This is a genomic window from Azospirillum griseum, assembly GCF_003966125.1.
Classification (GTDB): domain Bacteria; phylum Pseudomonadota; class Alphaproteobacteria; order Azospirillales; family Azospirillaceae; genus Azospirillum; species Azospirillum griseum.
Genome location: NZ_RXMA01000010.1, coordinates 104,816 through 127,866 on the forward strand (window position 1 = coordinate 104,816; position 23,051 = coordinate 127,866).

At 66.2% G+C, this 23,051-nt stretch carries 21 protein-coding genes and 1 tRNA gene; 16 read left to right on the forward strand and 6 right to left on the reverse strand.

Annotated features, from left to right (window positions below; genetic code table 11):
* The first annotated feature begins 93 nt into the window (after positions 1-93).
* Both EJ903_RS12580 and EJ903_RS12585 read left to right on the forward strand, forming a co-directional pair.
* Positions 94-2,418 carry a tetratricopeptide repeat protein gene (locus EJ903_RS12580; protein ID WP_126615690.1) on the forward strand — a complete coding sequence of 775 codons (2,325 nt, stop codon included), beginning with the start codon at positions 94-96 and terminating at the stop codon, positions 2,416-2,418.
* Positions 2,419-2,579: 161 nt separating this feature from the next.
* Entirely contained in the window at positions 2,580-2,942 is a 363-nt protein-coding gene (locus tag EJ903_RS12585; protein ID WP_126615692.1) for a DUF1304 domain-containing protein, read from the forward strand.
* 23 nt (positions 2,943-2,965) lie between these two features.
* On the opposite strand, the gene EJ903_RS12590 is transcribed toward EJ903_RS12585, so the two are convergent.
* Together EJ903_RS12590 and EJ903_RS12595 are read right to left on the reverse strand one after the other, a co-directional pair.
* Positions 2,966-3,682 (reverse strand): hypothetical protein, encoded by a 717-nt coding sequence (locus EJ903_RS12590; protein WP_126615694.1) that lies wholly within the window; start codon positions 3,680-3,682, stop codon positions 2,966-2,968.
* A 20-nt stretch (positions 3,683-3,702) separates the two neighbouring features.
* On the reverse strand, positions 3,703-4,635 hold the full coding sequence (locus EJ903_RS12595) for a DHH family phosphoesterase (RefSeq protein WP_126615696.1): 933 nt from the start codon (positions 4,633-4,635) through the stop codon (positions 3,703-3,705).
* A 205-nt stretch (positions 4,636-4,840) separates the two neighbouring features.
* Here EJ903_RS12595 and EJ903_RS12600 point away from each other — a divergent pair, with 205 nt between their 5' ends.
* The 3 genes from EJ903_RS12600 (at position 4,841) to EJ903_RS12610 (ending at position 7,572) form a co-directional block, all read left to right on the forward strand.
* Entirely contained in the window at positions 4,841-5,032 is a 192-nt protein-coding gene (locus EJ903_RS12600) for a DUF1674 domain-containing protein (protein WP_126615698.1), read from the forward strand.
* A 419-nt stretch (positions 5,033-5,451) separates the two neighbouring features.
* Positions 5,452-6,606, forward strand: a complete 1,155-nt coding sequence (locus tag EJ903_RS12605; RefSeq protein ID WP_126615700.1) for a hypothetical protein — start codon at positions 5,452-5,454, stop codon at positions 6,604-6,606.
* A gap of 120 nt (positions 6,607-6,726) precedes the next feature.
* A complete protein-coding gene (locus EJ903_RS12610; RefSeq protein ID WP_158627930.1) occupies positions 6,727-7,572 on the forward strand; it encodes a matrixin family metalloprotease in 846 nt (281 codons plus the stop codon).
* Between the two features lie 68 nt (positions 7,573-7,640).
* Here EJ903_RS12610 and EJ903_RS12615 read toward each other — a convergent pair whose 3' ends face one another.
* Positions 7,641-8,480, reverse strand: a complete 840-nt coding sequence (locus EJ903_RS12615) for a universal stress protein (RefSeq protein WP_126615704.1) — start codon at positions 8,478-8,480, stop codon at positions 7,641-7,643.
* A gap of 320 nt (positions 8,481-8,800) precedes the next feature.
* On the opposite strand from EJ903_RS12615, the gene EJ903_RS12620 reads away from it, so the two are divergent.
* The 4 genes from EJ903_RS12620 (at position 8,801) to EJ903_RS12635 (ending at position 12,595) form a co-directional block, all read left to right on the forward strand.
* Entirely contained in the window at positions 8,801-10,540 is a 1,740-nt protein-coding gene (locus EJ903_RS12620; protein ID WP_126615706.1) for a putative bifunctional diguanylate cyclase/phosphodiesterase, read from the forward strand.
* A 103-nt stretch (positions 10,541-10,643) separates the two neighbouring features.
* Positions 10,644-10,718: transfer RNA gene (locus tag EJ903_RS12625), tRNA-Gly, on the forward strand.
* Between the two features lie 335 nt (positions 10,719-11,053).
* On the forward strand, positions 11,054-11,449 hold the full coding sequence (locus EJ903_RS12630; protein WP_126615708.1) for an RNA-binding S4 domain-containing protein: 396 nt from the start codon (positions 11,054-11,056) through the stop codon (positions 11,447-11,449).
* A 249-nt stretch (positions 11,450-11,698) separates the two neighbouring features.
* Entirely contained in the window at positions 11,699-12,595 is an 897-nt protein-coding gene (locus EJ903_RS12635; RefSeq protein ID WP_126615710.1) for an RNA polymerase factor sigma-32, read from the forward strand.
* Positions 12,596-12,639: 44 nt separating this feature from the next.
* Here EJ903_RS12635 and EJ903_RS12640 read toward each other — a convergent pair whose 3' ends face one another.
* Positions 12,640-14,610 carry an adenylate/guanylate cyclase domain-containing protein gene (locus EJ903_RS12640; protein ID WP_126615712.1) on the reverse strand — a complete coding sequence of 657 codons (1,971 nt, stop codon included), beginning with the start codon at positions 14,608-14,610 and terminating at the stop codon, positions 12,640-12,642.
* 114 nt (positions 14,611-14,724) lie between these two features.
* Between EJ903_RS12640 and EJ903_RS12645 the strand changes: the two genes are divergently transcribed.
* The 3 genes from EJ903_RS12645 (at position 14,725) to pip (ending at position 17,563) form a co-directional block, all read left to right on the forward strand.
* Positions 14,725-15,669, forward strand: a complete 945-nt coding sequence (locus tag EJ903_RS12645; RefSeq protein WP_126615714.1) for a thermonuclease family protein — start codon at positions 14,725-14,727, stop codon at positions 15,667-15,669.
* Positions 15,666-16,490 carry a c-type cytochrome gene (locus EJ903_RS12650; RefSeq protein ID WP_126615716.1) on the forward strand — a complete coding sequence of 275 codons (825 nt, stop codon included), beginning with the start codon at positions 15,666-15,668 and terminating at the stop codon, positions 16,488-16,490. The genes EJ903_RS12645 and EJ903_RS12650 overlap by 4 nt, the downstream gene beginning before the upstream one ends.
* A gap of 122 nt (positions 16,491-16,612) precedes the next feature.
* Complete coding sequence (gene pip, locus EJ903_RS12655) at positions 16,613-17,563, forward strand: prolyl aminopeptidase (RefSeq protein WP_126615718.1); 951 nt, start codon at positions 16,613-16,615, stop codon at positions 17,561-17,563.
* Between the two features lie 133 nt (positions 17,564-17,696).
* Here the strand turns inward: pip and EJ903_RS12660 are convergent, their stop codons facing one another.
* Together EJ903_RS12660 and EJ903_RS27000 are read right to left on the reverse strand one after the other, a co-directional pair.
* Entirely contained in the window at positions 17,697-18,086 is a 390-nt protein-coding gene (locus EJ903_RS12660) for a hypothetical protein (protein WP_126615720.1), read from the reverse strand.
* 283 nt (positions 18,087-18,369) lie between these two features.
* A complete protein-coding gene (locus EJ903_RS27000; protein WP_158627931.1) occupies positions 18,370-18,525 on the reverse strand; it encodes a type 2 periplasmic-binding domain-containing protein in 156 nt (51 codons plus the stop codon).
* Positions 18,526-18,820: 295 nt separating this feature from the next.
* On the opposite strand from EJ903_RS27000, the gene rpmI reads away from it, so the two are divergent.
* The 4 genes from rpmI to pheT all read left to right on the forward strand — a co-directional run bounded on the left by rpmI (position 18,821) and on the right by pheT (position 23,031).
* The gene (rpmI, locus tag EJ903_RS12665; RefSeq protein WP_126615722.1) at positions 18,821-19,021 is read left to right on the forward strand and encodes a 50S ribosomal protein L35; all 201 of its coding nucleotides are present in this window, start codon (positions 18,821-18,823) and stop codon (positions 19,019-19,021) included.
* A 20-nt stretch (positions 19,022-19,041) separates the two neighbouring features.
* Complete coding sequence (rplT, locus tag EJ903_RS12670; protein ID WP_012975157.1) at positions 19,042-19,413, forward strand: 50S ribosomal protein L20; 372 nt, start codon at positions 19,042-19,044, stop codon at positions 19,411-19,413.
* A 126-nt stretch (positions 19,414-19,539) separates the two neighbouring features.
* Complete coding sequence (gene pheS, locus EJ903_RS12675; RefSeq protein ID WP_126615724.1) at positions 19,540-20,607, forward strand: phenylalanine--tRNA ligase subunit alpha; 1,068 nt, start codon at positions 19,540-19,542, stop codon at positions 20,605-20,607.
* Positions 20,608-20,619: 12 nt separating this feature from the next.
* Complete coding sequence (gene pheT / locus EJ903_RS12680; protein WP_126615726.1) at positions 20,620-23,031, forward strand: phenylalanine--tRNA ligase subunit beta; 2,412 nt, start codon at positions 20,620-20,622, stop codon at positions 23,029-23,031.
* The last annotated feature ends 20 nt before the right edge of the window (positions 23,032-23,051 follow it).

The following is a 23,051-nucleotide window of genomic DNA, read 5'->3' on the forward strand; positions in this document are numbered from 1 at the left end:
TTCGCGACTTCCCACCGCGCTCCGGCGTGAGCGCGCGCCGCAGGACCGGCGGTTGCCCGGCGTATCAGGGTCAGACCATTTTGGCGGCTGATCATGAGCGGACACCCGACACGACACACCGACAGCCTGCTGCGCAAGGCGGTGCAACACCACAAGGCCGGGCAGACGGAGCGGGCGGCGCGGTTTTACCGCGAAATTCTGCGCCTCGACCCCGGCCACGGCGACGCTGCGCATTTGTTGGGGCGCATCGCCCATCAGGATGGTCGTCCGCAGACCGCCGCCGCCCTGTTCACCACCGCCGCGCGCGGCAACGCCACGGTTGCGCCCTATCATCTGGCGCTGGGGCTGGCGCAATGGGACAGTGGCAACCCGCGTGCCGCCGCCGCCAGCGCCCGCCGCACTCTGACCCTCTGCCCCGACGACGCTGACGCGCTGTGCCTGCTGGGGGCCGCCGCCGGGAGGTTGGGCGACCGCCGGACCGCGCTGCGCTGCTTTCACGCCGCCGTCCGCGCCGCGCCCCGGTTGCCGGAGGCGCGCACCGGTTTGGGGCGGGTGTGGGAACGCTTGGGCCGCCCTGAGGCCGCCCTTGGTTGCTATCGTGCCGCCACCCGTTTGCGGGGGTGCGACGCCGACGGATGGCGCGCGCTGGCCGACGCCTTTCGCCGTTTGAACCGTCCCCTGGAAGCCGCGTCCGCCTATCAGGAGGCGCTGAGGCTTCGGCTGGATTGGGTGGCTGTTTGGGCGGGTCTGGGAAGTGTCTGGCACGCGATGGGGCTGACCACCGGGGCGCAAGAGGCCTACACACAGGCGCTGCGCCGTGACCCAACCCATGCGGACGCGCGCAACAATCTCGGGCTGCTCCGGTTGGGGGTGGGGCAGGATGCGGCGGCGCTTCGGTCGTTGACCACAACGCTGACTCTCGCCCCACAGCACGGCCCGGCCCTGGTCAATCAGGGCCTGGCCGAGGCGTCCGTCGGGCGGTTTGACGCGGCCGTTGCCTGGCACCGTCGCGCCATCGCGCTCGATCCCAACCAGTCGGAAGCCTGGAACAATCTGGGCGTCGCGCGCAAGGGGCTGGGCCAAGCGGCGACGGCCTGCTGGAAACGGGCGCTGGCGCTCAACCCGGCCTTTGCGGACGCGCTTGGCAATCTGGGCGTCGAGGCGACCGCTGGCGGGCGGGCGGGGGACGGTGTCCGCCTGTTGCGCCGGGCCAGCCGACTGATGCCGGAACACGCGCCGTTGCGCGCCGCCTGCGCCCGCGCGCTGTGCGATGCGGGGCGGCTTTTGGCGGCGGCGGAGCACAGCCGGAAAGCGTTGGCGCTGGTCCCGTCGCTGATCAGCCCCCGCCAGACCTTGGCCGTGATTGAAGCCCGGTTGGGGGTTGTCGCCCCGAAACGCGGCCTGATGGCCATGGGGGTCGCCCCGCCAGCGGAGTTCAGCCGGGGGATTCTGGCGTTGGATCGCGCGGCGCTGGCTCCTGGATGGGACGATTGTCTGCACCGTCCCGATCACACCCATCCTGTGCCTGCCCGAATGTCAGGACCTGGCGCGTTGGCGGCGATCCCTGAATGGGGGGGCGAGACGCTGGCGGGCAAGCGCTTGATCATCACCACCCCATCGGAGGCGTGTGACGTGTTTTCCGCCGCCGCCTGCTGGCCGGACGCTCTCACCCTGGCGGAGCGCGTCGACATCCGCTGCACGTCCGAGGTGGCGGGCTTGCTGGCCCGGGCCATGCCCCGCGCGGTCATCCGGATCGTTGGCGATCCCGACGCCGACGAAAACCTGGATATGCCAACCGTTCAGAGCAGCGCCGCCGCGTTGCCAGACCGCTTGCGCGGGCGGTTGGGCCGTTTGCCGGTACGCGCGTCCTGGCTTTACGCCGATGCCGGGCGGATGATGGATTGGCGGGATCGCTTGGACCGTTTGGGCGGCGGTCTGCGGGTGGGGGTGATTCAGCGGGGGACGGGGGAGAGAACGCGGGCGCTGTCCGCGATCGATTGGGAGCCGGTGTTGCGCGTGCCCGGACTTGTCTTCCTCGACCTTTCGGACGAAAGGGTGGGGGATGGCCCGAGGGCGGCGTCCTGGGCCGCCCCCCTGTCAGACGGTTGGCGGGGTGATGTCGAGGAAACCGCCGCGCTGTTGAGCTGCCTGGATCTGGTGATCGCCCCGCCGCGTTCGTTGGCGGAACTCGCCGCCGCGTTGGGGGTGCCGGTCTGGTGTTATGGGGTGCGGGCGGGAGATGGGGCGTTGCCGTTTCCCGTCGGGGCGATGGTTCGGGCGATCCACCCGGCACCGGGGCAGGCCCTGGCCAGCGTCGTGCCGCGAATCGCAACCGATCTGCGGCGTCTGGCCCGCTTGAATCGCGCGGATGACGCCGCTGCCATGCCACGCGACGCAGCGCAGCGCCGCCTGAACTGAGCGCATAACCCTTACGGCCCTTGCGTCACCCATTCGTCATCTTTGTTGTGGTGGAGGATGGCCGCAATTCCGGCGTGACACGGCCCTGGATTGCGGGTCTCATCCATCATTCGCAACACAAAGGACACGCGCCGCCCGTGTGCGGCGTCGGGAGGAGCGGGATGGGGGTTTTGGCGACGGTTCTGGTCGCGGCGGTCGGGCTGCTGCATGTCTGGATTTTGATTTTGGAAATGGTCCTGTGGACCAAGCCGATGGGGCTGCGGGCCTTTGGGAATTCGGCGGAAAAGGCGCGGATCACCGCCGTGCTGGCCGCCAACCAGGGGCTGTACAACGGTTTCCTCGCCGCTGGCCTGTTCTGGGGGCTGATCGACCCCGATCCCGCCGCCGCTTTGCGCATCAAAAGCTTCTTTTTGATCTGCGTGATCGTCGCCGGTGTCTATGGCGCGTGGACGGCCAGCCGCAAGATCCTGTTCATCCAGGCGCTGCCCGCCGCGCTGGCGCTGGCGGCGGTCTGGCTGTCGTGAGCGTGGCTGAGGGGGTGGGGCGCTCAGTGCCCCGCCTCTTCCCGCCACGGGCCGACATCCTCGACGACAAAATGCGGGCCACGCCGATCCTGGTCGCGGCGCAGGATGAAGCGGTTGGTGCCGCCCGCCTTGATCGTCCACAAACCAACGCTGTCCAGACCACCGCCGCTCAACGGACGGATGTCCAGCTCAACCGGGATCGGGTAATCGCCCAACCGTTTCAGGGCGCGGTCGGCGCGCACGCGGTCGTCGGGCGGCAATTGCTCCATCGCGCGGGCGTCGAAACGGTCGCTTTTGACGTAGCGGGTTCCCAGGCCCTGGATCGGGCTGGATGGCGCGCCGGGATCGGTTGCGGCCCGCCGCGCCATCAAACGCCAGCGCGCCCGCGCGCACTCCACCACCGCGTCGGCGTGGGCCAGGCGCAGCCGCTCCAGCAGGGGCGGAAACAGCGGCAGCAGCGCCCGCCGTTTGAAGGCCACCCGCTCCATCACGCCGTGCACGGCGTTGTCGGCGCTGGAGGCCGCCTCCGGCAGCAGCGCGGTTTCCGCCTGGAGCAAAGGGCGAATGTGGGTGGGATCGCCGCTCAACTCCACGTCCTGCAAGCGGTGGCGAAACCGCTCCTGCGCGTCGTGCATCTGGGCAAGCGCGGCGGCGATCACCGACGCGGCGGCGTCTGCTGGCAGATCGGGTGACAGCGGTGCCAGCCACGCGTCGGCGAACAGGCGGTGGGTCGTGACCATGGGACGCGCGAAGGGACTGGTCAGCCGTCGGCGCGCATGCGGGCGATGATGGCGTCGAGCACCGCCGCCGCCTCGTCGTTGGCAACCTGGCAGGTGCCCGCCGCCTGATGGCCGCCGCCACCATACTCCAGCATCAACGGGCCGATGTTGGTCTTGGAACTGCGGTTGATGATCGACTTGCCGCAGGCCAGGACCGTGTTCTGCTGCTTCAACCCCCACAGCACATGGATCGACACGTTGGTGTCGGGGTGGAGCGCGTAGATCATGAAGCGGTTACCGGCGTAGATTGTTTCCTCATTGCGCAGATCCAGCACCACGACGTTGCCGTGCACGGTGGAGCAGCGCTTGAGCTGGTCGACGAATTGTTCCGCGTGCTGGGTGTAGAGGTCCACCCGTTCCTGCACGTCGGGCAGCTCCAGAATCTGGTCGATGCTGTGGGTGCGGCAATAGTCGATGAGGTCCATCATCAACTGATAGTTCGACACCCGGAATTCGCGGAAGCGGCCCAGCCCGGTGCGCGCGTCCATGATGAAGTTCAGCAGCGTCCAACCGGTGGGGGTCAAAATGTCGTCGCGGTCGTAGCGGGCCGAGTCGGCCTGATCGACGGCGGCCATCATCTCGTCCGAAATGGTCGGAAACCGGTCCTTGCCGCCATAGTAATTGTAGACGACGCGGGCCGCCGACGGGGCCGACGGGTCGATGACGTAATTGGGCTTTTCCCCGACGCGGATGGTTTCCGACAAATGGTGATCGAACACCAGATGGGCACCGTCCACATAAGGCAGGTTGGTGGTGATGTCGCGGTCGGTGATGGCGATCTTGCCGTCCTGCATGTCCTTGGGGTGGACGAACTTGATCTCGTCCAGGATGCCAAGCTCCTTCAGGAGCACGGCGCACACCAGCCCGTCAAAGTCGGAACGGGTGACAAGGCGGTATTTCGCGGCGTCGGACATGCGGGCTTCCCTTGGGCAACGGAACCATCAACACGCGCGCAAGGGTAGTCGCGAGACCACCGCTGCGCAATCCCTTAACCATGACGACGCGGACCATGGATCGCCGATTTGGCGCGGCGTGTGGACGCGGGGCGTGCCTAATCTTTCCAGCCCGATCCACGGGTGCTACAGCCATCGGATTGCCTGAATCCCAAGGATGGTTGCTATGACCGAACAGCCCAAGCCCGACGCGGCTTCCGCCCCACCCAACACCACAGCCGACGCCCAAGCCGCCACACCCAAGACGGGAGCTGCCACAGGGCCGGAACAGAAACCCGGCGAAATCGGCGGCCCGCAGGGGCCGGAACCCACCCGTTATGGTGATTGGGAGTTCAAGGGCCGTTGTTCCGACTTTTGATTCGCACCGTGTCGGCGACCGGAGCCGGGGGCGGGCGCCACCCCTCCCGCCTCCTCGTCGAAGCCGCCGTCTTCCTGCCTGTTCTTCTCCGCCCTTCTGGTGTCACGCGCCGTGTCGGCCCGACGGCGCGCGGCAAACGGATCGCTGGGCGCAATCAAAACACGCCTTGCGTGTTTTTTTGAAATCCCCACCCCGTGAACACGACGAAAATTGAGAAGAACTGTCGCACAAAGAGACATTTGTGCATGGGCTGTAATCGATGATACAAATAAACTCAATGCGCGAAAAAGCCTCGCTGATTGCTCAAATCCAATTATAATTACCCCCACAACACGCCTTATCCTTAAATCGCTTCAGAGCCTTCAAGGGTTTGCTGTTGTGAACCTATTGTTTCATTCCACTCAATTCAGGAGAACATCATGCAGGCCGCCTCGACCGACTTCGCCGTTACCAAGAAAAATGGCGAGAAAGTTTCCGTCGTATCCTTGGTTGTTGGTGATCTGTGCATTCTGGAGGAGGGGAGCGAAAGCATTTATGAGGTTGTTTCAAAAGACGATGACATTGTTGTTTTCAAGTCGGGATCCGAGCACGCCGCCATCTGCTTGAATCAAGACATCAGCGACGAATGGAAAGCCCTGCTGGAGGCTTCGACCTCCGACGCCCCGGCCTCAGACGATGAAACGATCGATACCGTCGACGATGACGACACCGAAGGGGCGGGTTTCATCAAGGCTCTGGCCAAGCGGACCATTGCCGTCATCCCCAACAAGGTGAATCCCTTTACTGGGAAGGGGATTCTCACCCCCGTGCTCAAGGTCACGCCCATCAACACGGACCTTCTCAAGACGAATGATCCGCAGGTTGCCGGCATCGCTGGCCTGCAGAAGGGTGACATTCTGCTCAAGCAACTCAAGGTGAAGCTGAAGAACTGGGATTCCGTGTTGATCGCTGCGGCCCAAGGCGGTCTGAACGATTCGGAGCACAGCTACCTCGGTTCCAGCACGCTGACCCACGCCATGATATACATCGGGGATGGCAAGGTGGTCGAAGCGGTGCGCAAAGGGGTGGGCGTCACCAAACTGAACGCATCCAGCAGCTTCAACGACAGCGACTACAACGAATACAACTTTTACGTTCTGCGCTGCAAGCACGGTGACGTCGCCCAAAAGGCGGTGGATGCGGCGCTGGAACTGGTCACGACCACCGAACCGCACCACGCAGGAACCGAAGTGAAGGTGAAATACAACGACAAGGAATTGTATCTGGGTATTGGCTTCCGGGCCGCGCAGAAATTCTCGTCGAAAATCGTGTTCGAACCTCTCGACCTCATCACGGCGATGGGCGATGCGACCAACAGCTTCATCCGGAAGCTGCGGGGAGGGAACAAGCCTGAACTGTTCTGTTCCGAACTGGTTGCGTACTGCTTCCACGTCGCCGCTGACAAAACCGGACGTCGGCGCTTCTTCAAGAGCGCCCAGCAGGACCGGATCGCGCCGGAAGAGCTGTATGTGCTGGGCCGCGAGGACGGCACCAACTTCACCTATGTCGGTGAACTGCACCAACACCGCCGCTGACCGCATGGGCAACGCGCGGGCGGAAACCGTTCTTTCCGCTCGCGTGGAGCCTGCGATCGCTTTCGTGCTTTCGGCCCAACCTCACATCTCCGGTCCAACCGCATGAGAAGGTGTCCAAGAATGCCGCCACAGATTGATTTCGCTCTGCTTGCCGCGCGGCTCCATCTGCTGTGGCGGCGCACGATCAAGGCGGTGCCGTTGGGGGTGTTTGTGGTTTGCGTGACCGTGGCGGTCTGGGTGACGGCCTTTCCAGCACTGGCGCTCCGTTCGGCGGAGGTCGTTGGACCGCCCTCCGCGACGGGAGCCGATACGCCCGCAGCACCGCTTGACCAGCTTCGGAGCCGGGCAAGCTATTGGCGGTCGGGCGACGAACGGACACTGACCTACTGGATCAACCTCCGCTCCTTCTGTCACACCGAAGCCAATCCAGACACCGGGTGTGCCAGGGCGGACGGCATCTCCGCCAATCTGGCGGCGGCGGCGCAGGATTGGATGGACGCCTGCCCTGATTGCCGCCTGCGCTTTGAGCGGGTGGATCGGAAGGACAAGGCGGTCTTCACCGTCCAATATGTGACGCGGACGCGCGACAGCCCGTTGCCGCCGCGCTACGTTGCCCACGCCTTCTATCCATTTTCCGCCAAGACCTCCCGCGTGCTCCGCATCTCGTCACGCTACCGGACCGATCACCCGGACTATGACGCCGTCGGTGTGCTGCGCCATGAGTTGGGGCATATCCTGGGGTACACGCACGAACACGCGGCGGCCGATCCCAAACAACAAACGACCTGCGGCTGGACCGGTGAACGCCTGCCCGCCAAGGTGCGCGCGATTGCCGTGACCGAATACGACCCTCAGTCCATCATGCATTACCCCTGCGGGACCTCACGGGCCAAGGCGACCTTCGCCCTGTCGCCACGGGACATTGCGGGGCACCGGGCGCTGTACGGCCCTTCCCCGTCTCCCTGACCGGCGAGAGGCCACACAACCAGGGCCGCCCCTTGCGCAGGGGTGCCCCGGCGGTGGCTTTGCGCGTGTCAGTGACTCATCAGCACGGGCACGGTCATGTGCTGGAGGATGAAGCGGGTCATGCCGCCCAGCACCAGTTCGCGCAGGCGCGACCGGCCATAAGCCCCCATCACCAGCAGATCGCACCCTTCGTCGGCGGCCATGTTCAGCAGGCTGTCACCGGGTTCCACCACATCGGTGACGACGTGACTCGCCTCGACCTTGCAGCCGTGGCGTGACAGGTGGCGGGCGATGTCGGCGCACGGTTCGTCGCCCAGGCCATGCGGTCCGGTCTTCGGGTTGGCGGCCATCACCACCACGCGCTTGGCGCGGCTCAACACCGGCAGGGCGTCGCCGATGGCGCGCGCGGCCTCCCGACTGCCGTTCCACCCCACCAGCACCCGTTCGCCGACGCTGGCGAACCGCCCGGCGTAGGGAACCACCAGCAGCGGACGACCGGCCTCGAACAGCAGATCCGCCGGTTGGGCCACCGGGGTGTCGCGGTCGCGGTCCGGGTCGGGCTGGCCGACGATGATGAGGTCGGCGTACCGCCCGCGCACCGCCGCCGCGATGGTCGGATCGCCGTCCACCGCCAGCCACTCCGACCGGTCGGTCAGGCCATGCTGGCGCATCACGGTGGCGAAGTGTTCAGCCTGACGAGCGGTCTGCTCGTCGCGGTTGCGACGGCGGGTGGCGCGCAGAGCATCGGGAAGTTCAGCTTCGATGTAACCGGGAAGCAGCACATCGTTGACGGCGTACAGGCCGGTCAGATGGGCGTCGTTCTGGGCCGCGAGACGGGCGGCGAGGTCAAGACGCACCGCCGACGCGGCGCTGTCATCGACCAGAACGAGCAGATCTTTGAAAGACATGGCGTGTTCTCCCCGGCGTTCGCTGATGCGTCCGCTCATTGCGGTTGTTGGCTGGGAGCCGCCCATGCGGGCCAACGCCCCCACTTCGCTTGGCAGTATAGGCTCACAAACGACCGGCGCGACCAGCCGAAAGCGGGGCACAGGCATACGAACTTCGCGGCTCACGACCAGAGGCGGCGGGGGCCTGTGATCGGGGGGGACCGCCGAAAGTATCCCCTCCGACAACCGCCTGCGTATGGGTTTGCTTTTGACGGGTGGGCGACACATCGCGTAAGTGTTGTGGGGTCAATTGTCTCACGTGTCCTCGAATTTCTGGCGCCATGACACCCGATACCCACATCACCGCCTTGGTCGAGGCTTTGTCCGCCGCTCCGTCCGGTGATCCGGCGCTCGACACGTTGCGCCAGATCCTGGACGCCATGCCGGTGATGGTCGGGGTTTTCGACCGTGACCGGCGGCACATTTTCGCCAACCGCGCCTACCTCGAGATGCTGGGGACCACGCTTGATCGGCTGGTCGGCACCACCATCGGTGACATTCTGGGGCCGGACACCTTCCGCAGCACCTTGGGGGCGGCCAAACGCGCGCTGGATGGCGAGGCTGTGGTGTCGGAAGCCTGGACGATCCAACCCGATGAGCGCCAGCGCTACTTTCTGCGGATGCACGCGCCGCACCGAGCACCGAACGGGGCCATCGCCGGTTACTTCATCGTCATGCAGGACATGACGGAGCGGCGGCAGACCGAGGATGACCTTTTCCGACTGGCCTATTACGACCCGGTGACAGGTTTGGCCAACCGCCTGATGCTGTTGAAGCATCTGGCCGATTACCGGGCGATGGGCGAACCCTTCACTCTCATCATCCTGGACATTGACCGTTTTGCCGATGTCCGCACCAGCCTGGGACAGGGCTTCGCCAACGAGTTGTTGGACGATCTGGCGCATCGGATGGGCGCGCATGGGACGGCGTTCGATCTGATCGCGCGCGTCAGCGATCACGCCTTTGCCCTGCTGATCGCCGGCCCCTGCGACCGTCCTGCCGTGGAGGAGGCGGTCGAGGAGTTGGCCGCCATTGTGCGGTCGGCGCGCTCCAACACGGGCGGCACGGTGTTTCTGTCGGCCAGCATTGGTGTGGCTGTGGCCCTGCCCAGCCATGAACGCCCGGAAGACGTGCTGCGCGACGCCGAAATCGCGACGGGCCGCGCCCGCGAATTGGGGGGCGGGCGGCAATCCTGGTTCGATCCGGCCATGCATGGTCAGGTCGTGGAACAGGTGCGGTTGGAGCATGATCTGCGCGGGGCGCTGGCCAGCGGCACCGATCTGTGGGTGGCCTATCAGCCCATCGTGGAGATGGTGACGAGCGGGTTGGCCGGGTTCGAGGCGTTGGTGCGCTGGGATCATCCCGAACGGGGCAACATTCCGCCGGGTGTCTTCATTCCGATTGCGGAAAGCACCGGCCTTGTGGTGACGCTGGGCACCTGGGTGCTGCGCGAAGCCTGTCGGCAGATCGCCATCTGGCAGGAGGAGCGGGAACCCGGTTCCGCTCCGCTGTTCATCAGCGTCAACCTGTCCACCCGCCAACTGGCCGATCCGAACTTCGTCGATGTCGTGCGGCAGGTGCTGCGCGAGACCGGTGTCGAACCGTCTTGGTTGAAGCTGGAACTGACCGAAAGCGCGGTCATGGACAAGGCCGAACAGTCGATCCGCCTGCTGCAGGAGTTGCGCACCCTGGGGGTGAAGCTGTCCATCGACGATTTCGGGACCGGCTATTCCTCGTTGTCCTATCTGCACAAGCTGCCGATCGACAGCCTGAAGGTGGACCGCTCCTTCGTTTCGGCCATGCACCAGTCGGAGGAAAACCGTGCCATTGTCCGCATCATCCTGGATTTGGCCCGGCTTCTTGGTTTCGACGTGATCGCCGAGGGGATCGAAACAAGCGCCGACGCCAACCTGCTGCGCGCGTTGGCCTGCGATTACGGGCAGGGCTATCATTTTGCCCGTCCGCTGCCTCCCGCCGAGGCGGGCAAGCTGGTCGGTGGCTCTTTGTCCTGGCAGTCTTGACCAGGGTGTTCAGCGGAGCCGTCAAAAAAATGCAGGGACCTGCATTTTCCTCTTGCCGAGGGGGGCGGATTTCCGTAAAAAGCCGCTCCCGGACGACGGGAACGCGGGCGTAGCTCAGGGGTAGAGCACAACCTTGCCAAGGTTGGGGTCGAGGGTTCGAATCCCTTCGCCCGCTCCAGTTCTCCGGTGATGAAAGCGAAGACCAAGGGCCGAGCGCACTGCGCATCGGCCCTTCGCTTTTCTGGCCTTGCACTTCCCTGATCTTGCTGGTGTCTGTCTGGCGCGCTGTGGCGCTTGCTGCGGTCTTGTTGGTTTGCTTTGGCGGCTTGTGCTTGGGATGTCCCGTGCCCGGTCGTCGCCGTTGCGCCCACCACCCGGCATCGACTTGCGCGGTCGGCTGGATTACCCTTTTCCCCAGACCGCCCAGGCTCACCCGCCGACACCCCCATCGAAGTGCAGAGGTTGACGGACTGACGTCTTGCGGGACCGCCAATCACCATGGATCAGACCGGCATGACCGACGACGACCGCGACGACCCGCCCACCGGACGCCTGCGCATCGACAAATGGCTGTGGTACGCGCGCTTCTTCAAAACGCGCAGCCTCGCCGCCAAGATCTGCAACGATGGAGGGGTGCGCCTGTCGGGGGCGGTGGTGTCGAAGGCGCACGCGGCGGTGAAGCCGGGGGATGTCCTGACCTTCGCCCAAGGGCGGCACATCCGCGTCGTCAAGGTGGTGGCGCTGGGAACCCGCAGAGGTCCGGCCCCGGAAGCCCAGGCCCTTTATGACGATCTCGCCCCACCGGTGGCCGAGGAACGGCTGGAGGACCCCTACCGTGCGCCCGGTGCCGGTCGTCCGACCAAGCGCGACCGCCGCGCCATCGACGCCTTGCTGGGGGAGGGGGAATAAACTCCGTCCGCTGGCGTCCTACCCGATGAGCGGCTCTGAATCTGGAGTGATTCAAAAAAGTTCCAGCCCGCGTGATCCAAACGCTTTTGCGATGCGTATCACCAACAACCGGGTGCGCTTGCCACCGTCCCCCCGCCCTTCATGGTGAAGGACCGGGGAGAACCAGGACGGGGCCAAAGGCCACCCCAACGCGCGAGACTGGCTGCACCATCGCTGCACGGCGCCGCCCAGACGGGAAGGAAGGGACGGATGGCTTACATTGATGACCCGGAGACTCAGCGGGCGAATCTGAGCTTCATCAAGGCATCCATGCGCGAACCGCTGCTGTCGCGCGATCATGAATTCGAACTGGCCCGGAAATGGCGGGAAGAGGGGAACGAGCGCGCCCTGCACGAGCTGGTGCGCGCCTACACCCGTCTGGTCATCGCCACCGCGTCGCGGTTCCGCAACTATGGTCTGCCGATGGGCGATCTGGTGCAGGAGGGCAATGTTGGGCTGATGCAGGCCGCCAGCCGCTTCGAACCCGACCGCGAGGTGCGGTTTTCCACCTACGCCGCTTGGTGGATCCGCTCGGCGATGCAGGATTACATCCTGCGCAACTGGTCGATCGTGCGCACCGGGACCACGGCCGCGCAGAAATCGCTGTTCTTCAACCTGCGCCGCCTGCGCGCCAAGATCGACAGCGCGTCGCAGAACGGCAGCGGCAACCGGCTGACCAAGGAAGGCCGGGAGTGGATCGCCGGTGAACTGAACGTGGATGTGGCCGAGGTCGAGGCGATGGAAATGCGCCTGTCCGGGGCCGACCAGTCGCTCAACACCCCGGTCGCCGACGGATCGGACGATGATTGGCAGGATTTCCTGGCCGATCAGCGCCCCTCGCCGGAAGAGGTGGTGATCGGGATGCGCGACGCGCACACCCGCTCGCAATGGCTGGCCGAAGCCCTGGGCGAACTCAGCCCGCGCGAACGCACCATCATCCGCGAACGCCGCCTGCGCGACGAAGGGGCGACCTTGGAGGAGTTGGGCCGCGAACTGGGCGTCAGCAAGGAACGCGTCCGCCAGTTGGAACACCGCGCCATGATGAAGCTGCGCGATTCGATGCTGAAGCGCGTGGAGGATTCCGGCGATCTGGTCGCCAACCCGTAAGGGACACTGACCGGGGGCAAGGCCCCATCAGTCGCTTCGTCTGGTCAATCGGCCCCGGACAGCGCCCGCCCGCGTTCGCGCGGGTGGGCGTTGTCGTGGTGGGCGTTGTCGTCTGCGCCGAGCGGCAACACGCCCCCAACCTCTTCCGTCTCCTCATCCGCCGCCACCAGCCGCCACAATTCGGTCATGCCGGTGCGGCCGCGCAGGGAGCGGCCACCCTGGCGCACCAGCGGGGCGGCCCCGTCGCCCTTGCTGGCGGTGACGCCGCTGGTCAGCACGATCACGTCGGCGTCGCCCTGAAGCGCGGCGGACAGCTCCTCGATCCGGGCGGCGACGTTCACGGTGTCGCCGATGATGGTGTAGTTGATGCGGTTGGCCGACCCGATGTTGCCGACCACCACCGGGCCACTGTGCAGGCCGACGCGCACGCGGATCGGTTCCTGCCCGGCGGCGACGCGTCGGCGGTTGTCGGCCAGCACCGCGCGGTGGATGGCGTGGGCGGCGCGCAGGGCGCGGGCGGCGTGGTCCTCCTGCTTTTCCGGCGCGCCCCAAAAGGCCATCAGCGAGTCGCCGATGAATTTGTCCACCGTGCCGCCTTCCGCCTCGATGCAGGCGGCCAGCAAGGTGAAATGCTCGTTCAACAGGGTGGCGGTGTCGGCGGCGCTGCGGTGTTCGGCCATGCGGGAAAAGCCGCGAATGTCGGTGAACATCACCGTCACCTCGCGCTGAACCGAATCCAGCCCGTCGCCCTGGGTGGCACGCTGGCGCATCAGCCGCAGCACCAGCGCCTTGGGCACATAGGTTTCGAACCAGCGCAGCCCCGCGACCATCGCGTTGAACGCGGTGGCGGCGCGCGCCATCTCCTGCAACCGCGAATCGGGCAGGTCGGTGATGGTCTGGAACTCAAAGGCGCGGACGCGGTCGGCGGCCTCGGCCAACCGGGCGATCTGGCGGCTGATCCGCCGCCCGACGAACAGCGCCACCGCCACCGAAATCAGCAGGATCGCCAGCCCGGCCAGCCCGGTTTTCACCAGCCGCCGCACCTCGCCGTTCATTTCGCTTTCGCGGAACCCGATGCCGATGATCCATTCCTGCTGGCCATAGCCCGCCATCGACCGCATCAGGAACAGGTAATCATCCCCGCCGATGTGGACGGATTGGCCAACCACGCGCTTTTTCAGGGCGTCCACCGGCACGCCATTGGTCCAGATCGCGGCGAGCGCGGGATCGTCCACCTGATCGATGCGCGGCAGCGGTGGGCCGTCCGGCTTGTTGGAAAAATCGAAGCTGCGGCCGACCAGGGCCGGATGGGCCAGCACATGGGTGCGGTCGTACAGGACAAAGGCGTTCAGCCCCTGTTCGACGTACAGCGCCGACAGAAAGCGCGACAGGTCGCCCAACGACACCCCGACCGCCACCTGCCCCAGATAGCGCCCATCGCGTCGCACCGGCTGGTACAGGGTGATGAGGCTGTTCGACGCCTCTTTCAGCCAAAAGGGATCGGCCCAGGCGGCGGCCCCCCGGCTGGGGCCGTTCAGCAATTCCGGCGGGATGGTGCTGTCGCCCTGCAAATCCATGCCCCCGGCCATCAGACCGCCGCTCATCCGTCCGGCCTGCGCGCCGGTCAGGTCGGGGCGAACGAAGGCCACGCCGGTCACGTCCGGGGCGGCGGCGAGCGCGCCGCGCAGGGTGATGGTCAAACGGTCGGTGTCTGTGGGGTCGAGGTCGCCGCGCTCGATCAGACCGGCCACGAAACGCGCCATGTCGCGGGCGGGGTCGAGCTGGTGGCGCACCCGCACCTCCACCCCGGCGAGCGCCAGATCGGCCTTGTCGTTCAGCAGGGCAAAGGTGTTGGTGCTGGCGCTGACCAGCCCCAGGACCAGAACGCTCGCCACCGCCGCCAGCATCAGCGAGCCGAACCCGGCGACCAGCACCGCCGCAATGGGCAGGCGCAACCGCTTCCGGGGCAAGGGCCGGGCGTGGTCCGTCGGGGACGCTGATGGGCTGTCGAGCATGCAGGCACCGTACCCGACCGGGGCGGACGGGGGCAACCCGTGCCGCACCCGCGAAGGGTGAAAGATTTGCGACAGGCTTGCCGGGTGGCCCCGACCCGCTGATAGGATGCGGGCATGACACCCGCGCCCGCTTGCTTGAAGCTTGCGACGGTGATCCGGACGCTGCTTCTGGCCCTGGTTTTTCCGCTGTTGTGGCCCACCACCGCCCCGGCGGACTCCTGGCGCGTGGCCTCGGTGATCGACGGTGACACGCTGGAACTGGCCGACGGGCGGCGTGTCCGTCTGGCCGGGATCGAGGCGGCGAAACCACCCCGCTTTGCCGTGCCCGGGGAACGGTCCTGGCCGCTGGCCGACGCGGCGACGGCGGCCTTGGTTCATCTGGTGCAGGGGCGGGCGGTGACGCCGCGCGGGGCGGTGACGACCGATCGCCATGGCCATCTGCTGGCCCATCTGCTGCGCGACGATGGGCTGTGGCTGCAAACGGAATTGCTGGCGCAGGGCCACGCCCGCGTCCACACCCGCCCCGACGCCCGCGCCTTTGCCGCCGAATTGCTGGCGACGGAGGATGGGGCGCGGCGCGACCGGCGCGGCCTGTGGCGCACCCGCGTCTACGCCGTGCGCGCGGCGGACCCGGAGACGCTGGCCCGCGACCGCGACAGCTTCCAGATCGTGGAAGGGCGGGTGTTGCGCGTCACCAAGACCGGTGGCGAAGCCTATCTCGATTTCGGCGAGGATTGGCGCAGCGACGTGACCGTGCACATCGCGCGTGGGGTGATGCGGGAGTTTGCCAAGGCGGGCATCGACCCGCTATCGTATGAGGGCAAAACAATCCGTGTGCGCGGCTGGATCGGGCTGCGCAGCGGCCCGATGATCGAAGCCACCCATCCGGAGCAGATCGAACGGGTGAGCGTGAGGGCTGGTTCGCCGGAGCCGCCCGCCGCCGCCCCGCGTGTGGTCCGGCCATCCGGTGCCACCTCCTCCACCTCCTCCACCGCCACCACCTCCACCACCCCCCTGCCCACCGCCCCACCCACCGACGAAGAGGACGACCCGGAATGATCGCTCGTCTCTTGACCGCCTGTCTGTTGCTGATCGCGTCACCGCTGCTGGCCGCCGGGCCGGAGCTGACCATCTCCGTCGCCGGGGTGGAGCGCCGCATCGACCGCGACGCGCTGCTCGCCCGTCCCGACGCGGTGACGGTGGACATCGCCAACGACGTCGCCTATGGCCGGGCGATGCGCTACCGCGCCGTGCCGCTCGCCAGCCTGATCGCCGCCGACAGCGTGCCGAAGGACGCGACGCTGGAGGGCATCGCCAGCGACGGATTCGCCGCCCTGCTGCCGCCGGAGCTGTGCCTGCGCACCGGCGACAGCGGTGCGGTGGCCTTCCTGGCGGTGGAACCGGCCGATCAACCCTGGCCGCCGCTGCCGGGCAAGACGGTGTCCGCCGGTCCCTTCTATCTGGTGTGGGTGCGGCCGGAAGCCTCGGGCGTCCGCAGCGAGCAATGGCCCTACCAGCTTGCCCGCATCGCCAGCACCGACAACCCGCTGAAGCGCTGGCCGCAATTGGCGGTGGATGCAGGGCTGGCGGCGGATTCGCCGATTCGCGCCGGTCAGGCTGTGTTTGTCGCCCAATGCATGGCCTGCCACACGCTGAACGGGGCGGGCAGCGCCAACGTCGGGCCGGACCTGAACCGCCCGATGAACCCGACCGAGTATCTGACCCCGACCGGGCTGGCCAAGCTGATCCGTGACCCGCGCGCGGTGCGGACCTGGCCCAACCAGCAGATGCCCGGTTTCGATCCAACGATGCTGAGCGACGCCGATCTCGATCGGCTGGTCGCCTATCTTGGCCATATGGTCGGCAGGAAGACGCCGTGACGATGGTGCGTGGCGGTTGAAAGGCCGCCCCCTTGGGGTTTTGCCCGCTGGCGCAACCCGGCGTCGGTCCTTTACACTCGCGCCTCGCACCACAGGACCGACGCACTCCAAGGATTCCCGTCATGCCGCGCAGTGAGTTTTACCCGCCCATCGACCCGTACCAGGCTGGAACGATCGCGGTGGACGATCTCCACACGGTCTATTGGGAGCAGGCGGGCAACCCGCGCGGCGTGCCGGTGATGTTCCTGCACGGCGGGCCGGGGGCCGGGGCCTCGCCCACCCACCGCCGCTTTTTCGATCCGGCCCATTACCGCATCGTCGTGATGGACCAACGCGGGGCCGGGCGCTCCACCCCGTTGGGCGAAACCCGCGACAACACCACCGAAAAGCTGGTGGAGGACGTCGAAACCCTGCGCCGCCATCTGGGGATCGAGCGCTGGCATTTGTTCGGCGGCTCCTGGGGATCCACGCTGGCGCTGGCCTACGCCCAGACCCACCCGGAGCGCTGCCTGGGCCTGATCCTGCGCGGCATCTTCCTGATGCGGAAGAGCGAGATCGATTGGTTCCTCTATTCGATGCGCGTCCTGTTCCCGGAGGCTTGGGCCGCCTTCGCCGCCCACATCCCGCCCGAGGAGCAGGGCGATCTGCTGGAAGCCTATTGGAAGCGGCTCGATTCGCCCGACCGTGCCGTGCGCATCGCCGCCGCGCGGGTGTGGAGCGTGTATGAAGGCAGTTGCTCGTCCTTGCTGCCCTCGCCCGAACTGATCGCGGCGAGCGGGGAGGACACCCACGCGCTGGGGCTGGCGCGGATCGAGGCGCATTACTTCCGTTCCAACCGCTTCACCCCCGAAGACAAGCTGTTGCGCGACGTCCACCGCATCCGCCACATCCCCGCTGTCATCGTGCAGGGGCGGTACGACGTGGTCTGTCCTGTGGTGTCGGCGGACGAGTTACACCGGGCGTGGCCGGAGGCCGATTACCGCATCATCCCCGACGCCGGTCACTCCGCCATGGAACCCGGCATCCGCGCCGCGCTGGTCCAGGCGACCGAGCGGTTCAAGGAGTATCGCTGATCGGCGGTCCGAAGACTCTTCACAGTGGAAGCGAGTAAAGGAGATCGCGTGAAATCGGAAAGGATTTCACGCGATCCGCTCGATCAATCAAAGCTTGGAGCGCCGGGTTGTTTCACATTTCAGGCGCGGCGCTTTAGACCCGATCGAGGTACTTGGTGTCGTTTGTGTAGATCAGGCGGTCGCTTCCGCCTTTTCCATAAACAAGGCGGAATTGCATCTGGCTGCCGCTGTCGTTTGTTCCAAACAGAGTGTAGCTGACGTCCGAATCATCTCCGGGATAGTGGTACTCCCCACCGCCAAAATAATGATCTTTGTTCAAGTCGATGTGATACGTGACGCCAGACATGACAAGAACGAGTTTCAGGGATGTGAACTGCGATCCGGGTTTGTCATTGTAACTTGCCATGAAGGTTTGCCCAAACCGCAAATGCTTCAGGTTGCCAGTGATTTCTGTGCCATTGATTGAGAAGCTGTTGATTGAAATGCCTTTTCCAGCAAGGTTCGTGAGGTTGACCATACCCATATTTTTTCTCCAAAAAATTCGTCGCTTGCCGAATTGGCGACAAACAGTCGCAAGGAATCAAATTTCATTCAACCATTTGCGCGCTTGATAATGCAATTTGACGCAAAAGATGTATATTTGGCGAAATTGAGCGATAAAAGCGCGCGCAGCATTGTTGGTGCTCGAAAATGGGTTTCCCGCCATTCGAAAGAAAATCAAGCGGATTCCACAGTCTTAAATTGATATGGCTTGATATTGTGTGAAGGGCGGGTGCTCGTCGTCGCGACCCAGGCGACCCGGCGGTTCAAGGAGCGTTGCGGAACCGGTCGCAGGCGGCGGCGATCCAGGCGCGGAAAGCCCGCATTCCGGGCGTGACGTGTTTTGATTTCAGCCAGGTCAGCCAATAGCCGCCCAGCGTGACGTCGATGGCGAAGGGGCGGACGATCCGCCCGGCCTCCAACGGGGGTGCCCAACCGCAACCGCCCGTTGGGCTGGTTCGTGGGCTGGGTCGAACGGGGCGGCGGGCGCATCGTCTTCGCCCGCCTGGAGTTGGGCGACCGCGCGTCGGACACGCCGGGCGGCGCGCGATGCGCTGCTGGCGGAGCTGCCGAGCGTCGCTCGGCCATAACCGGCTCTTGCGTTGCGGCGGGCGGGCGCGTATAAGGCGATCCTTCCACGGGCGGCGAGGCCAGGCCGAAAGGCCAGGGCATGCCCAACCGTCCGTTGGAAGTCGACCCTATCCGATAGGACTGAAAATGCCCAAGCTGAAGACCAAGAGCGGCGCCAAGAAGCGTTTCAAGGTGACTGCCACCGGTAAGGTCCGCGCCCAGGCGGCCTACAAGCGCCACTGCCTCGAGCCGAAGTCCCCGAACATGAAGCGCAACGCGCGCGGCATGATGACTTTGTGCGACTCCAACGCCCGCACGGTGTTGAAGAACTGGCTGCGCAACGCCTGATACTGGGAAGGAACTGAACCATGGCTCGTGTTAAGCGCGGCGTCACCACGCACGCCCGTCACCGTAAGATCCTGAAGCTCGCCAAGGGCTATCGCGGTCGCAATTCCAAGAACTTCCGCATTGCGATTGAAAAGGTCGAAAAGGCGCTTCGTTACGCCTACCGCGACCGTCGCAACAAGAAGCGCGATTTCCGTGGCCTGTGGATCCAGCGCATCAACGCCGGCGTCCGTCAGTATGGCCTGACCTACTCGCGCTTCATCAACGGCATCAAGCTGGCCGGCATCGAGATCGACCGCAAGGTTCTGTCCGATCTGGCGGCGCGTGAGCCGGAAGCCTTTAAGACCTTGGTGGACAAGGCCCAGGCCGCGCTCGCCTCCAAGGCCGCCGCGTAAAGCACTCGCGACCCGTTCGCGGACGCTTTTTCAGGCGCCACGTGTTAGAGAAGGGAGCCGGGCCTTTGGGTCCGGCTCCCTTTTTGTTTCGATTCCGAATTTTCCCCACGTTTGCCGGGAACCGCCATGCTCGACGCGCTGAAAGACGAACTCCTGTCGCTGGTCAACGCCGCCGCCGATCTTCCGGCGCTGGACGAGGTGCGCGTGAACGCGCTGGGCAAGAAGGGGCGCATCACCGGCTTTATGAAGGAGCTGGGCGGCCTGTCGCCGGACGAGCGCAAGGAGCGCGGTCAGGCGCTGAACGCGCTGAAGGACGAGATCGCCGCCGCGCTCGACGCCCGCAAGCTTGACCTCGCCGCCGCCCACATGAAGGCGCGGCTGGAGGCCGAGCGCGTGGACGTCACCCTGCCGGTCCGCCCGGAAACCGAAGGCCGCATCCACCCGATCAGCCAGACGATGGACGAGATGATCGCCATCTTCGCCGAGATGGGCTTCTCCGTCGCCGAAGGGCCGGATGTGGAGGATGATTTCCACAACTTCACCGCCCTGAATTTCCCGGTCGGCCACCCGGCGCGCGACATGCACGACACCTTCTATCTGCCCGACGCAGACGACAAGAAGATGCTGCTGCGCACCCACACCAGCCCGGTGCAGGTCCGCACCATGCTGAACAACAAGCCGCCGATCCGCATCGTGGCGCCGGGCCGAACCTACCGTTCCGACTATGACATGACCCACACGCCGATGTTCCACCAGATCGAAGGTCTGGTGATCGACGAGGCGACCAACATGGGCCACCTGAAAGGTTGTCTGGTGGAGTTCTGCCGCGCCTTCTTCGACGTGGACGATCTGCCGCTGCGCTTCCGCCCCAGCTTCTTCCCCTTCACCGAACCGTCGGCGGAGGTGGACATCGGTTGCCTGCGCAAGGGCGGCGAGCTGAAGCTGGGCAATTACGGCGATTGGCTGGAAATTCTCGGCTGCGGCATGGTGCACCCGAACGTGCTGGAAGCCTGCGGCATCGACAGCACCAAATACCAGGGCTTTGCCTTCGGCATGGGGGTGGAGCGCGTGGCGATGCTGAAATACGGCATTCCCGATCTGCGCACCTTCTTCGAAGCCGATCTGCGTTGGCTGAAGCATTACGGCTTCGTGCCGCTCGACATCCCCAACATCGCCCATGGCCTGACGCGATAAGGAGCCGGTTCCATGAAGTTCACGCTGTCCTGGCTGAAGGACCATCTGGACACCGAGGCCACGCTCGACCAGATCACCGACAAACTGACCGCCCTGGGCCTGGAGGTTGAAGGCGTTCAGGACCGCTCGAAAGAGCTGGCCCCCTTCCGCGTCGCCCACGTCGTGTCGGCGGAGAAGCACCCGGACGCCGACAAGCTGCGCGTTCTGGTGGTGGACACCGGCACCGAAAAGCTCCAGGTCGTCTGCGGCGCGCCCAACGCGCGCGCCGGGCTGAAGGGCGTTTTCGCGGCGGAAGGGGCCTACATCCCCGGTTCCGACATCACGCTGAAGAAGGGCGTCATCCGGGGCGTCGAATCCAACGGCATGATGTGCTCCAAGCGCGAGTTGAAGCTGTCCGATGAGCATGACGGCATCATCGAACTGCCCGAGGACGCGCCGGTCGGGGCCAGCTTCGCCGACTATGCCGGTCTGAACGACCCGGTGATCGACATCAACCTCACGCCCGACCGCGCCGATTGCGCCGGGGTGCGCGGCATCGCCCGCGACCTCGCCGCCGCCGGTCTCGGTCGGTTGAAGCCGCTGACCGAGGGCCGTCTGAACGCCACCCCGGTGGCCGGTTCCTTCCCCAGCCCGCTCGGCGTGACGATCGAGGCGCTGGACGGTTGCCCGATGTATGTCGGCCGCACCATCCGGGGGGTGAAGAACGGCCCGTCGCCGCAATGGATGCAGGACAAGCTGCTGGCCATCGGCCTGCGCCCGATCTCGGCGCTGGTGGACATCACCAACTACATCACCTTCGACGTGGCGCGCCCGCTGCACGCCTTTGACGCCGACAAGGTGCAGGGCGGCATCGTCGTCCGCATGGCGCGCGAGGGCGAAAGCCTGAAGGCGCTGAACGGCAAGGAGTACACGCTCGACCCGTCGATGGTGGTCATCGCCGACCACGCGCGGGCCGAAGCGCTGGGCGGCATCATCGGCGGCGAGGAATCGGGCTGCACCGAAACCACCACCACCCTGTTTCTGGAAGCGGCGATCTTCGACACCGTGCGCGTGGCCCAGGCCGGGCGGCGTCTGGGCGTCGAATCGGACGCCCGGTACCGCCTGGAACGCGGCGTCGATCCGGCGGCGGTGGTCGAGGGGGTGGAACGCGCCACCCGCCTGATCCTGGAGATCTGCGGCGGCGAAGCCTCCGACCTCGTGATCGCCGGGGCCGAACCGGCGTGGAAACGCGCGCTGACCCTGCGTCCGGGCCGGGTCAAGAGCCTGGGCGGGGTCGATCTGCCGCACGACCGTCAGGTCCGCATCCTCACCGACCTCGGCTTCACGATCGAGGGCGAGGAGGATGACGGCTCCCTGCGCGTCGGCGTTCCGTCCTGGCGCGCCGATGTCCATGGCGAGGCCGATCTGGTGGAGGAGGTGTTGCGCGTCAACGGCTTCGACGCCATCCCGGCCACCCCGCTGCCGCGCGACACCGTGCTGACCCGCCCGGCGCTGACGCTGAAGCAGCGCCGCGTGGCCGCCGCCCGCCGGGCGCTGGCCGCGCGCGGCCTGTCGGAAGCGGTGACGTGGTCGTTCCTGGCCTCGGCCACCGCCGCCCTGTTCGGGGCCAGCCACGAGGGGCTGCGGCTGGTCAACCCGATCAGCAGCGACCTGGACGTGATGCGCCCGTCGGTGCTGCCCAACCTGATCCAGGCGGCGGGCCGCAACGCCGACCGTGGCTATCCCGACGTCCGCCTGTTCGAAGTGGGGGCGGCCTTCCGCACCCCGGCCCCCGATGGGCAGGACAGCGTGGCGGCGGGCATCCGCGCCGGGGCCGCCGTGCCGCGCCACTGGTCGGAAAAGACCCGTCCGGTGGACGTGTTCGACGCCAAGGCCGACGCGCTGGCCGCGCTGGAGGCGGCGGGCGCGCCGACCGCCAACCTGCAAGTCACCACCGACGCCCCCGGCTGGTACCATCCGGGCCGGTCGGGCGTGCTGCGCCTTGGCCCGACGGTGATGGCCCGCTTTGGCGAGATTCACCCGTCGATCCTCGACACGCTGGGCGTCAAGGGGCCGCTGGCCGGGTTCGAGGTGATGCTCGACACCATCCCGCTGCCCAAGAAGAAGACCGGCACCGCCAAGCCGATGGTCCAGCTTTCCGCCTTCCAGCCGATCGAACGCGATTTCGCCTTCCTCGTCGGCCAGGGCGTGGAGGCCGACAAGATCCTGCGCGCCGCCAAGGGGGCCGACAAGGCCCTGATCAAGGACGCGACGGTGTTCGACGTCTACCAGGGGGCGGGCGTGGGCGAGGGGCAAAAATCCGTCGCCGTCTCCGTCACCTACCAACCGACCACCGCGACCCTGACCGACGAGGCCATCGAGGCCATCGGCCAAAAGATCGTCGCGGCGGTCATCAAGGCGACCGGCGGATCGTTGCGCGGGTGATCCTGCGCGTGGGGTGAGAG